Source organism: Verrucosispora sp. NA02020 (assembly GCF_013364215.1).
Classification (GTDB): Bacteria; Actinomycetota; Actinomycetes; order Mycobacteriales; family Micromonosporaceae; genus Micromonospora.
The window spans coordinates 1,686,648-1,698,653 of record NZ_CP054923.1; the positions used below are offsets into that span (position 1 = coordinate 1,686,648).

Genomic DNA, 12,006 nt, shown 5'->3' on the forward strand with positions numbered 1-12,006 from the left:
AGGACAGCCACGAAGGGGGCACCGATGGCCGCCATCTCCCGCGAGGAGGTCGCGCACCTGGCGCGACTGTCGCGGCTCGCCGTGACGGAGGAGGAGCTGGACACCTTCGCCGGCCAGCTCGACGTGATCCTCCAGGCGGTCGCCCAGGTGGGCGAGGTCGCCGCCGCCGACATCCCGCCGACCTCGCACTCGGTGCCGTTGACCAACGTGCTCCGCGAGGACGTCGTGACGCCGTGCCTGACCCCCGAGGAGGCGCTGTCCGGCGCGCCCGACGCCGAGGAGCAGCGGTTCCGCGTTCCGCGGATCCTGGACGAGGATGTGGCATCGTGAGCGAGCTGACCAGATTCACCGCCACCGAGATCGCCGGGCTGGTCGCCTCCGGTGAGACCTCGGCGGTCGAGGTGACCCGGGCGCACCTGGACCGGATCGCCGCCGTCGACGACCGGGTGCACGCCTTCCTGCACGTCGACACCGAGGGTGCGCTCGCCGCCGCCCGCGAGGTGGACGCCCGGCGGGCCGCCGGAGCGGAGCTGGGCCCGCTGGCCGGAGTGCCGGTCGCGGTCAAGGACGTGCTCACCACCCGGGGCGTGCCGACCACGGTCGGCTCGAAGATCCTGGAGGGCTGGCGCCCGCCGTACGACTCGACGATCGTGCAGCGGCTGCGCGCCGCCGGCACCGTGATGCTCGGCAAGACCAACATGGACGAGTTCGCCATGGGCTCCTCGACGGAGTACTCGGCGTACGGGCCGACCCGCAACCCGTGGGACACCGGGCGCATCCCGGGCGGCTCCGGCGGGGGCAGCGCGGCGGCACTGGCCGCGTACGAGGCACCGCTGGCGATCGGCTCGGACACCGGCGGCTCGATCCGCCAGCCGGGCGCGGTCACCGGCACCGTCGGCGCGAAGCCGACCTACGGCGGGACCTCCCGGTACGGCCTGGTGGCCTTCTCCTCCTCGCTGGACACGCCCGGCCCGTGCGCGCGTACGGTGCTGGACGCCGCGCTGCTGCACGAGGCGATCGGCGGCCACGACCCGCGTGACTCCACCTCCATCCCGGCCCCGGTGCCGGACGTGGTGGCCGCCGCGAGGCTCGGCGCGACCGGCGACCTGACCGGGGTCCGCCTCGGCATCGTCTCCGAGTTCGTCGGCGAGGGTGCCGAGCCGGGCGTGATGGCCGCCTTCAACGAGGCCGTCGACGCGTTGACGAAGCTGGGCGCGGAGATCGTCGAGGTGTCCTGCCCGAACTTCGCGTACGCGCTGCCGGCCTACTACCTGATCGCCCCGAGCGAGTGCTCCTCCAACCTGGCCCGCTTCGACGGTGTGCGGTTCGGCCTGCGCATCGGCGACGACGGCAACCGGTCGCTGGAGGAGGTCATGTCGCTGACCCGGGAGGCGGGCTTCGGCCCCGAGGTCAAGCGCCGGATCATGCTCGGCACGTACGCGTTGTCGTCGGGCTACTACGACGCGTACTACGGGCAGGCGCAGAAGGTCCGTACGCTGATCACCCGCGACTTCACCGCCGCGTTCGAGCGGGTCGACGCGCTGATCTCGCCGACCACGCCGTTCGTGGCGTTCCCGCTGGGCGCGCGCACCTCCGACCCGTACCAGATGTACCTGGCCGACCTGTACACCATCCCGACCAACCTGTACGGCGGCCCGGGCATCTCGGTGCCGTGCGGTCTCTCCGACGGGCTGCCGGTCGGGTTGCAGGTGATGGCCCCGACGATGGCCGACGACCGGATGTACCGGGTCGCCGCCGCGCTGGAGAGCGCGGTCGGCACCTTCACGCCGCCGACGCTGTGACGCCGTGCGGGGCGGCTCCGGCCGCCCCGCCGGTCCTCGGCCTCCCGGTGACACGAGGTCACCGTTCGGACTCATAACGCATGGTGACGTGCGCGGGTTGGATAGAGTCCGAGCCGCTGGCGAAACGCAAGCATGGGCTTCTAGCCGACTGGAACTGCGATGAAGACGCTGCGGCCGATCACGATTGTCTCGGTGCTCACGATGCTGCTGATCGGCGTCGCCGCGCCCGCTGCCGCAGCACCGGTCGTCGCCGATCCGCTGATCGTGGATCCGGCCGCCGTCGATCCGGTGATCGTGGATCCGGCGGTCGTCACCATCGCCGTCACCTCCGACCCGCCGCCGTCCGGGGTGACCGCCCACGAGCCGTACCCGGGTCACACCTTCACCGCCACCGGCGACGAGGAGATCCGGTTCTCGCTGGTCGCCGGCGCGATCCCGCCCGGTCTGGCGCTCTCCTCGGCCGGGACCCTGACCGGTACGCCCACCGTGGCGAGTCGCTTCGCCTTCACCGTCCGGGCCACCGGTTCGCCGAGCGGGGAGTTCGCCGACCACCAGGTCACCGTGGTGGTGGCGCAGCCGGTCGTCACCGTCACCTCGCCGGCGCCGGTCTCGCCCTGGTACGTCGGGCAGGTCTACCCGACGCACCGGTTCGTCGTCTCGGGCGGCACCGCCCCGCACACCGTCTCGCTGGGCTCGGGCGCGTTGCCGCCGGGCCTGTCGCTCTCCTCGGCCGGTGTCCTCGCGGGCAGCCCCAGCCAGGCCGGCCGTTACCGGTTGGACCTGCTGGCGACCGACGCGAACGGCTTCCAGGGGCGCCAGGAGGTCACGCTGGTGATCGCCACGCCGGCCGTGGTGGTCACCTCGGCCGCCCCGCCACGCGGCACGGCCGGGCAGGCGTACTCGTTCCGGTTCTCCGCCGACGGCGACTCCGACATCCGGTTCGGGCTGGCCGCCGGGGCGCTGCCCGACGGGCTCGTGCTCGCGGCGGACGGCGTGCTCAGCGGCACCCCGACCGTCGCCGGGAGCTTCGACTTCACGGTCCGCGCCACCGGCACCGCGACCAGCGACACCGAGGAGCTGTCGCTGGTCGTCTACCCCGACCCGACGGCCACCCCGTCGGTCTCGCCGACCCCCACCGAGCAGCCGACCGCGTACCCGACCGCGCCGTCGCAGAGCCCGACGCCGACCGCCGCCGCGCCGTCGCCGTCCCGGACGACCGGGGCCTGGCTGCCGGTCACCGGGGAGAACTCGGCCCTGGTGCTGATGCTCCTCGGTGTCGTGGCGTTCAGCATCGGCGGCATCCTGCTGGTGGTGGCGTACCGCCGTCGGCAGGGGTTCACCGCGGGGTGACGCCCGACCGAGGACAGGTGGGCGGAGCGGCTAGGCTGGGCGGCGTTGTGTCCGGATGCCGGCGCGGGCCGGCTACCGCCCGAAAGCTGGAGTTCTCATGACCACGACGCTGCCCGCGTACGACGAGGTCGTCGCGCGATTCGAGCCGGTGATCGGCCTGGAGACCCACGTCGAGCTGGGCACGAACACGAAGATGTTCTGCGGTTGCCCGACCGACTTCGGCGGCGAGCCGAACACCCGGGTCTGCCCGGTCTGCCTGGGCCTGCCCGGCTCGCTGCCGGTGGCCAACAAGGCGGCCATCGAGGCGACCATCCGGATCGGCCTGGCGCTGAACTGCTCCGTCGCCGAGTGGTGCCGGTTCGCCCGGAAGAACTACTTCTACCCCGACATGCCGAAGAACTTCCAGATCAGCCAGTACGACGAGCCGCTCTGTGTGGACGGCTACCTGGACGTCGAGGTGAACGGCGAGACGGTGCGGATCGGCATCGAGCGGGTGCACCTGGAGGAGGACACCGGCAAGACGCTGCACGTGGGCGGTGCCACCGGCCGGATCCACGGCGCGACCGAGTCGCTCGTCGACTACAACCGGGCCGGCATCCCGCTGGTGGAGATCGTCACCAAGCCGATCCCGGGCACCGGCGCGCTCGCCCCCGAGGTGGCCCGGGCGTACGTCACCGAGCTGCGGGACGTGCTGCGCTCGCTCGGCGTCTCCGACGTGCGGATGGAGGAGGGGTCGCTGCGGTGTGACGTGAACACGTCGCTGAACCTGCCCGGCGAGGAGTGGGGCACCCGCACCGAGACCAAGAACGTCAACTCGCTGCGCTCGGTCGAGCGGGCGGTGCGCTCGGAGATGCTGCGGCAGGCGTCGGTGCTGGACGCGGGCGGGCGGATCACCCAGGAGACCCGGCACTTCCACGAGGACACCGGCGACACCACCCCCGGCCGGTCCAAGGAGACCGCCACCGACTACCGCTACTTCCCCGAGCCGGACCTGGTGCCGCTCGCGCCGGACACCGCCTGGGTGGCCGAGCTGAAGGCGGCCCTGCCGGAGCTGCCCCGGCTGCACCGGCGCCGGCTCCAGGAGGCGTGGGGGCTCTCCGACCTGGACATGCAGTCGGTGCTCAACGCTGGCGCGGTGGAGCTGATCGAGGCCACCATCGCCGCCGGTGCCACCCCGGCCGCCGCCCGCAAGTGGTGGCTGGGCGAGTTGTCCCGGCGGGCCAACGAGACCGGCGTGGAACTGGCCGACGTGGGCGCCACCCCGGCGCAGGTCGCCGAGCTCCAGGCGCTTGTCGACGCCGGCAAGCTCAACGACAAGCTGGCCCGTACGGTGCTGGAGGGCGTGGTCGCGGGCGAGGGTACGCCCACCGAGATCATGACCAACCGGAACCTGGAGGTCGTCTCCGACACCGGCGCGTTGACCGCCGCGGTGGACGAGGCGATCGCCGCCAACCCCGACATCGCCGACAAGGTGCGCAGCGGCAAGGTCGCCGCAGCCGGCGCGCTGGTCGGCGCCGTCATGAAGACCACGCGCGGGCAGGCCGACGCCAAGACCGTCCGCGAGCTGATCCTGGAGCGCCTCGGCGCCTGAGGTGTAAGGAAGGGACCCTTCTTACCGTCTGGTGTATAGGAAGGGTCCCTTCCTTGCATCCGCACCACCACCCCTGTCCCCCCGACCGGGCGTCAACGACGACGTGCCGGACCCCTGGAGTCACCGTGAACCAGCACGACATCGACGTCCTCGACGAGATCCAGCGCCGGGTGCTCTGGCTTGCCACCCGGATCGTGGACGCGGCCAACCACGAACGCAGCACCGGGGACGGGGTGAAGGTCGGCGGACACCAGGCGTCCAGCGCCTCCCTGGTCACCGCGATGACCGCGTTGTGGTTCGCGCATCTCGACGCCGAGGACCGGGTCGCGGTGAAGCCGCACGCCTCACCGGTGTTCCACGCCATCCAGTACCTGCTCGGCAACCTGGACCGGTCGTACCTGACCACGCTGCGGGCCCGGGGTGGACTCCAGTCGTACCCGTCACGGACCAAGGACCCGGACGACGTGGACTTCTCCACCGGCTCGGTGGGCCTCGGCGCCGCCGCGCCGCTGTTCGCCGCGGTGACCCGGCGGTACGTCGACGCGCACTTCGGCGCGCGCCCGCACTCCCGGTTCGTGGCGCTCATCGGTGACGCGGAACTGGACGAGGGCAACATCTGGGAGGCGGTCGCCGACCCGGCCACCACCGGACTCGGCAGTGTCATGTGGGTGGTCGACTTCAACCGGCAGTCGCTGGACCGGGTCGTCCCCGGCGTCCGCATCGACCAGTGGCGCGGCCAGTTCGAGGCGGCCGGTTGGCACGTGGTCGAGGTCAAGTACGGTCGCCGGCTCGCCGAGGCGTACGAGCGGCCGGGCGGGGCGGCACTGCGCGACTGGATCGACAAGATGCCGAACGAGCAGTACCAGTCGTTGTTCGGGCTGACCGGGTCGGCGCTGCGCGAGCAGTTCCTGGACGGGGCGCCCGACGGCATCGCCGCGTTCATCGCCGACATCACCGACGAGGACCTGGGCCCGCTCGTCACCGACCTGGGCGGGCACGACCTGGCGGCGCTGCTCGACGCGTACGCTCAGTGCGACGCGGTGACCGACCGTCCGAGCGTGGTGTTCGCGTACACGGTCAAGGGGTGGGGTCTGCCGATCGCCGGCAATCCGCGCAACCACTCGGCGCTGCTCTCCGGTGAGCAGGTCGACGCGTTGCGGGCCGGGCACGACCTGACCCGGGACACCGAGTGGGACCGCCTCGACCCGGCGTCCCCGGCCGGCATCCGGGCCGGGCAGCGTCGGGAGGCGCTGTCCCGCGCGCCCCGCGAGCGTGCGCTCGGGGTCACCGTCCCGCAGGCCACGAACGTACGCGCCAACAAGCCGATCTCCACCCAGGAGGTCTTCGGACGGGTGCTGGTGGACCTGGCCCGGGATCCGCAGGTCGGGAAGTACCTGGTGACCACGGCGCCGGACGTGGCCACGTCGACCAACCTCGCCGGGTTCATCAACCGGACCGGGGTGTTCGCCCCGACCGCCCAGCGCTCCTGGTCGTCGGAGACGATGCTGCGCTGGACGGAGAGCCCCGAGGGGCAGCACATCGAGCTGGGCATCTCCGAGATGAACCTGTTCCTGCTGCTCGGCCAACTCGGGCTCGCCTGGGACCTGTCCGGCCAGCCGCTGCTGCCGGTGGGCACCGTCTACGACCCGTTCGTGCTGCGCGGGCTGGACGCGTTCCTCTACGGCACGTACTCCGGTTCCCGGTTCGTGGTGGCCGGCACCCCGTCCGGCATCACGCTCGCCCCGGAGGGCGGCGCGCACCAGTCGACCATCACCGCCAGCGTGGGGCTGGAGCTGCCCGGCGTGACCTTCGTCGAGCCCGCGTACGCGGTCAGCCTGGACTGGCTGCTCTGCGACGCGCTCGGGCACATCGCGGGTGCGCCACAGCCGGTGCCGACGGCCGCGCCGGCCGAGGACGGCGCGTACTACTTCCGGCTGAGCACCCGCCCGCTGGACCAGGCGCCGTTCGAGGCGGCCCGGGCCCGGCTCGGTGACGCGGTGCTGCGCCGCCAGGTGCTGGCTGGGGCGTACCGGCTGGTCGACGCGCACCAGGCGTACCCGCACCTGACCGACGCGCCGACGGTGCAACTGGCCGCCTCGGGTGCGGTCCTGCCCGAGGTGCTCGCCGCCGCCGCGGAACTGGCCGACGAGGGCGTCGCCGCGCACGTGGTCGACGTGACCAGCCTGGACCGCCTCTACCGCGCCTGGCAGCGCACCCTGCGGCAGGGCGTACGCACCGCCACCGTGCCCAGCGTGCCGGGCGCGCTGCGGTCCGCCTTCGCCGACCGGGTGCCGGTGGTCAGCGTGCACGACGCCGCCTCGCACGCGATGGCGTGGCTCGGCTCGGCGGTGGGTGCGGCGGCGGTGCCGCTCGGCGTGGACGAGTTCGGCCAGTCCGGCAGCGTCGCCGAGCTGTACGAGCTGCACGACCTGCTGCCGGGCAGCATCGTCAACGCCGCCCTGGCCGCTCTCGCCCTGCGCTGACCTCGGCCGGTGCTGCTGGAGCGAGCGGCCCGGATCGACCTCGTGCCGTCAGTTCGGAACCCCGGTCGGTGCCTGTCCCCGTCGCTCCATGCCGGGGGTGGGTGTGTGCGTGCAGAGGTGGCGGTATCGGGTCCGGGTCCTTTCGAGCTGACGGCATGGACGGATCGCGCAGGCCCCCAGTCGGTAGGTCGTTCACGACGGGTCGCGGTGGCTGTCGTCGGTGGTCGCACGACGGGTCGCGGTGGCTGTCGTCGGTAGGTCGTACGACGGGTCGCGCAGGCCGTCGTCGGTAGGTCGCTCACGACGGTGAGCGACCTACCGCGACCGGCACCGAGCGGACCGCCGGAGACCTCCGCGAGCACCCCGGTCGGTTCTCCTCGCCGCTGCTGTGAAGGAGCACCTCGGGCGGGTCGAGGATCGCGACAGCATGGGCGGTTCAGCTCGACAGCAGCCGAGACCGACACCAGCGAGCCGCGAGACCGAGCCGCAAGCGGCGAGCCAGAACCCCGAGCCGGGGCCGCCTCAGCGTGCCTGGGGCCTCGCCGGACGTCGCGCGCGTCAGCGGGTCGGTGTCGGGGTGGGGGTGAGCGGCGGGGTCAGCAGCGGCGTCGGCGGCTGCACCACGGTGCGTTCCAGGTTCACCTGCGCCTGTCCGGTGCCGCCGACGGTGATGTCGTCGTACGCCTGGAGCTGCTTGTCCTGGTCGAAGTAGAGGACGGTCATCGCCAGCGGGGTCGGCTCCTCGCCTTCCAGGCCGCGTAGCCCGGCACCGCCGGTGGAGCCCTGCACCATCAGCGTCGTCGGCTGCTCGCCCGGCACCTCGGGCAGCGTGTTGACCCGCCGGTCGTGGGTGTGGCCGGCGAGCACCAGCGGGCAGGTGCCGGAGAGCGGACCGGCCGAGGCCGGGTCGTGCACCAGTGCGATGTTCACCGGCCGGGGGGAACTGCGGACCGTGGCGGCCAGCTTGTCACCGGTGGCGATCAGCTCGTCGGCGGTGGGCTGGTTCAGGCCGCCGCTCGCCGGTGAGGTGCTCTTGTCCGGGGTGAAGCGGGGGTCGCCGATGCCGGCGATGGTCAGCCCGGCGACGGTCGCGGTGGTGTTGTCCAGCACGATCGCGTTCGGCTGCCGGGCCACCGCCGCAGCGGTACGCGGCGAGTCGTGGTTGCCCCGGATGTAGACGAACGGCTTCTCCAGCAGGCTGATCGAGCCGACGTAGGAGGCCTCCGGCTCGCTGCCCCAGTCGGTGATGTCGCCGGTGTCGATCACCACGTCGATGCCGAACTGCTCGGTCACCGTCCGGATGAGCTGCCAGGCGGCCGGATTGAGGTGCATGTCGGAGATGTGCAGCACCCGGGTGGTGCCGGGCTCCGGCTCGTACACCGGCAGGGCCGACACGGTGGTGTAGAGCTGGGTGACGTTGCCGATGAGCCGCTGGAGCTGTTCGGCGTACCGGCCGTAGTCGTTGGCGATCTTGCGGACGTCACCGACGATCGCCGGGGCGTTGACCAGCAGCCCCTCGTACGTGGGCTCCTCGATCGCCTGCGGCCGCACGGTGGCGGCGGCAGTGCCCAGGCTGCCCGCGCTGATCACCAGCGCCAGCGCGCCGGCCCAGGCCGCCCGCCGGGTGTCCCGGAAGGCCAGCAGCGCCAGCACCAGCGTGGCCAGCACGGTCGCGCCGACGGTACGCAGACCGAGCCGCAGCACACCCTCCTGGACGTCGTCGACGGCCGACTGGGTGGCCCGGTTGATGCTCGCCGGGTCGTCGATCAGGGCTTCGGTGCGGCCCTGGTCCAGCGCACCCAGCTCCACGGTCAGCCGGGTCGGCCCGTCGTGGCTGTCCAGCAGCAGCGCGCCCAGCGGCGGGATGTCGACGGTGGTGCTGCCGTTGACCGCCGGCGCGACGGAGAGCCGGGCCTGGAACGGGCCGATGTCGGTGCTGACGTGCCCTCCGGCGAGTACCCCGAGCAGCACCCCGGTCAGCGTGACGACCAGCAGCGCCAGCCCGGCCCCGAGCCGGCGCAGCCCATGGCGCCGCCCGGCGCGGGGCGAATCGGCGGCGGCGCGCCGTAGCGAGACGAAGCGACGCGGACGACCGGTCGGGTCGTCCCCGTCCCGATCGCGGTGCGGCTTCTCGTTCTCGTGATCGTCCATGCTGAGATTCTGACCTGCCCGCCTGAGGATCTTGGCAAACCCGAGGTGCTGCGTGTCGAGGATGCCTCAGCTTCGCCCGGCGCCGCCACCTGCGAAAACAAGCCGCAACAAGCGGTCATCCTCTGGTGCGGGTCGACCGCGTCCGTCATGGTTGGAGGTGCCCACCCAGAGAGAGCCGTCCGGCGCGGCGGCGACCGCCCGCAGCCGCCCGTACTCCTCGGTGAGCAGCGCCTGCGGCTGCCCGAGCACGGTGCCGGTGTCGGTCAGCTCGACCAGCCAGAGCCGCTGTCCGCGCAGGCAGGCGGTGGCCAGCAGCCGCTCGCTGGCGGCCAGGCCGGAGCAGGACGCCTCGTCGGTCGACCACTGCACGATCGGGTCCACGTACGCCTTGTCGCCGCCGCGCCCCTCGACCTCGGGCCAGCCGTAGTTCTTGCCCTTGGTCACCTGGTTGATCTCGTCCCAGGTGTTCTGGCCGAACTCCACCGCGTACATCCGGTCGCCGGACCAGGCGATGCCCTGCACGTTGCGGTGCCCGACGGACCAGACCGGGGAGTTCGGGAAGGGGTTGCCCGGCGCGGGCTTGCCCTCGGTGGTGATCCGCAGGATCTTGCCGCCGAGCTTCTTGACGTCCTGCGACTGGTCGGTGTCCCCGGCGTCGCCGGTGCTGGCGTAGAGCTGCCCGTCCGGGCCGAACGCCAGGCCGCCGCCGTTGTGGACGCCCGCCTTGGGGATGCCGGTGAGGATCGGGGTGGGTTTCTCGCCCAGCCGCATCCGGGCGATCCGGTTGTCCTGTTCGGCGGTGTAGTAGACGAAGACCGTGCGGTCCTGCGCGAACTCCGGCGACACGGCGATGCCCAGCAGGCCACCCTCGCCGGAGGCGACCACGTCGTCGACGGTCTGCCGCTCGGTGATCCGCAGGCCGTCCGGGCTCGACTCCGGGCCGACCTGGACGATCCGGCCGCTGTCGCGTTCGGTGACCAGCGCCCCGCCGTCGGGCAGGAAGGCGATGCCCCACGGCACCCGCAGCCCCCGGGCCAGCACGGTGGCCACCACCTCCTGGCCGCCGCCCGGGGCGCTGGCCGACGGCGTCGGGAGGTTCGGCGGCTCGCCGGCCGGATCCGGTTCCGGTTCGCCGAGGCTGCACCCGGTGGCCGCGAGCAGCAGCGTCGTGCAGGAGGCGGCGAGGAACCCACGGACCCGACGGGCCGGGGAGTACGGGGGAGCGCTCACCCGCCCGAGCCTAGCCCGCTGTCCGGGTCGGCGTGGAGGTCGGCGGACCCCCGCCCCGGTGGCGGTACGCACGACGGGTCTATCGTCGGCTGGCGTGAAGGTATGGATCCCGCACGAGTCCGGTCACGCCCTGCTCGGCGAGCTGCCTCCGCAGACCGTCGTCGAGACGATGGAGGACCCGGCGAGGCCCCCCTCGTCGGTTGACGGTGTCCGGTTCTGGGTGCCGCCCTTCCTCGCGACCCGGGAGATCGTCCCGTTCGCGCACGAACTGCCGGATCTGGCGGTGGTGCAGTTGCTCTCCGCCGGTGCGGACGCCTGGGCCGGCCGGGTGCCGGACGGGGTGATGCTCTGCGACGCCCGGGGTGTGCACGACCCGTCCACCGCCGAGTGGGTGGTCACCGCGATCCTGTCCCGACTGCGGGCCTTCCCGGAGATGATCCGCGCCCAGGCCGAGCGCCGGTGGGCGTACGACGAGGTGGCGCCCACCGACGAGCTGGCCGGCAAGCGGGTCCTGATCGTCGGGGCCGGGTCGATCGGCACCGCCGTGCGGGACCGGCTCGCGCCGTTCGAGGTGGAGTTCACGCTGGTCGCCCGGACGGCCCGGCCGGAGCAGGGGGTGCACGGCGTCGACGAGCTGCCCGAGCTGTTGCCGCACGCCGACGTGGTGGTGCTGCTGGTGCCGCTGACCGCGCAGACGCGGGGCCTGGTCGACGAGAAGTTCCTGGCCGCGATGCCGGACGGCGCGCTGCTGGTGAACGCCGCCCGGGGGCCGGTGGCCCGCACCGAGGCCCTGCTCGCCGAGCTGTCCACCGGCCGGATCTCCGCCGCGCTGGACGTCACCGATCCGGAGCCGCTGCCCGCCGACCACCCGCTCTGGGAGCTGCCCAACGTGCTGATCACCCCGCACGTGGCCGGTTCGGTACGCGGGCTGCTGCCCCGGGCGTACCGGCTGGTCGGTGAGCAGATCCGCCGGTTCGCCGCCGGTGAGCGGCCGGAGAACGTGGTGGTCGACGGCTACTGAGCCGTCTCGGGTTCGCCCCGCCCGGCCGCCGCCACCAGCCGGGGCAGGTCCTCACGGCGTACGGCGGGCAGCACGAGCTGCTCACCGTCGTCGAGTCGGGCGACCGCCCGGCCCCGGGGATCGGCGCCGAACTCGGCGACCTGGTCCCAGGGGATCCGACGCTGCCCGGCCAGCGCCCGCAGGCGCAGCCCGGCGAGGTCGGCGTCGGTGCCGGCCCGCCACGCCCAGACCGCCACCGCCAGCGGCACCAGCAACACCGGCAGCAGGTAGGCGCGGGCACCGGCCAGCGGCAGGGCGCCGATGGTGGCGACGATCGCCGCCACCAGGATGGCCTGGTTGTGCCGGAACCGGGTGGTGTCGGAGCGAGCCATGTCCCGA

General features: G+C 73.0%; 9 protein-coding genes. 6 read left to right on the forward strand and 3 right to left on the reverse strand.

Annotation, left to right across the window (positions count from 1 at the left end; all coding sequences use genetic code 11):
- Nucleotides 1-24: 24 nt before the first annotated feature.
- The 5 genes from gatC to HUT12_RS07400 all read left to right on the forward strand — a co-directional run bounded on the left by gatC (nucleotide 25) and on the right by HUT12_RS07400 (nucleotide 7,226).
- A complete protein-coding gene (gene gatC, locus HUT12_RS07380) occupies nucleotides 25-330 on the forward strand; it encodes an Asp-tRNA(Asn)/Glu-tRNA(Gln) amidotransferase subunit GatC (protein ID WP_088995614.1) in 306 nt (101 codons plus the stop codon).
- Complete coding sequence (gene gatA, locus HUT12_RS07385; protein ID WP_131053692.1) at nucleotides 327-1,802, forward strand: Asp-tRNA(Asn)/Glu-tRNA(Gln) amidotransferase subunit GatA; 1,476 nt, start codon at nucleotides 327-329, stop codon at nucleotides 1,800-1,802. Before gatC ends, gatA begins: the two co-directional genes overlap by 4 nt.
- 201 nt (nucleotides 1,803-2,003) lie before the next feature.
- Nucleotides 2,004-3,152: an Ig domain-containing protein gene (locus tag HUT12_RS07390; protein ID WP_254877032.1), complete on the forward strand. Its 1,149-nt coding sequence runs from the start codon at nucleotides 2,004-2,006 to the stop codon at nucleotides 3,150-3,152.
- 97 nt (nucleotides 3,153-3,249) lie between these two features.
- Nucleotides 3,250-4,743, forward strand: coding sequence for an Asp-tRNA(Asn)/Glu-tRNA(Gln) amidotransferase subunit GatB (gene gatB / locus HUT12_RS07395; protein WP_176092916.1), 1,494 nt, complete (start codon nucleotides 3,250-3,252; stop codon nucleotides 4,741-4,743).
- A gap of 125 nt (nucleotides 4,744-4,868) precedes the next feature.
- Nucleotides 4,869-7,226: a 1-deoxy-D-xylulose-5-phosphate synthase N-terminal domain-containing protein gene (locus HUT12_RS07400; RefSeq protein WP_176092917.1), complete on the forward strand. Its 2,358-nt coding sequence runs from the start codon at nucleotides 4,869-4,871 to the stop codon at nucleotides 7,224-7,226.
- Nucleotides 7,227-7,784: 558 nt separating this feature from the next.
- Here the strand turns inward: HUT12_RS07400 and HUT12_RS07405 are convergent.
- Entirely contained in the window at nucleotides 7,785-9,377 is a 1,593-nt protein-coding gene (locus HUT12_RS07405) for a metallophosphoesterase (RefSeq protein ID WP_131053688.1), read from the reverse strand.
- Nucleotides 9,378-9,443: 66 nt separating this feature from the next.
- A complete protein-coding gene (locus HUT12_RS07410) occupies nucleotides 9,444-10,607 on the reverse strand; it encodes a sorbosone dehydrogenase family protein (RefSeq protein ID WP_176092918.1) in 1,164 nt (387 codons plus the stop codon).
- A gap of 94 nt (nucleotides 10,608-10,701) precedes the next feature.
- Here HUT12_RS07410 and HUT12_RS07415 point away from each other — a divergent pair, with 94 nt between their 5' ends.
- Nucleotides 10,702-11,628 carry a 2-hydroxyacid dehydrogenase gene (locus HUT12_RS07415; RefSeq protein ID WP_176092919.1) on the forward strand — a complete coding sequence of 309 codons (927 nt, stop codon included), beginning with the start codon at nucleotides 10,702-10,704 and terminating at the stop codon, nucleotides 11,626-11,628.
- On the opposite strand, the gene HUT12_RS07420 is transcribed toward HUT12_RS07415, so the two are convergent.
- A complete protein-coding gene (locus tag HUT12_RS07420; RefSeq protein WP_176092920.1) occupies nucleotides 11,622-11,999 on the reverse strand; it encodes a PH domain-containing protein in 378 nt (125 codons plus the stop codon). The two genes, HUT12_RS07415 and HUT12_RS07420, sit on opposite strands and share 7 nt — an antisense overlap.
- Nucleotides 12,000-12,006 lie beyond the last annotated feature (7 nt).

Bases quoted from the DNA above. Each gene is read 5' to 3' on its own strand.
- gatC (WP_088995614.1), top strand. From the start codon at position 25: ATGGCCGCCATCTCCCGCGAGGAGGTCGCGCACCTGGCGCGACTGTCG.
- HUT12_RS07390 (WP_254877032.1), top strand. From the start codon at position 2,004: ATGCTGCTGATCGGCGTCGCCGCGCCCGCTGCCGCAGCACCGGTCGTC.
- gatB (WP_176092916.1), top strand. From the start codon at position 3,250: ATGACCACGACGCTGCCCGCGTACGACGAGGTCGTCGCGCGATTCGAG.
- HUT12_RS07405 (WP_131053688.1), bottom strand. From the start codon at position 9,377: ATGGACGATCACGAGAACGAGAAGCCGCACCGCGATCGGGACGGGGAC.
- HUT12_RS07420 (WP_176092920.1), bottom strand. From the start codon at position 11,999: ATGGCTCGCTCCGACACCACCCGGTTCCGGCACAACCAGGCCATCCTG.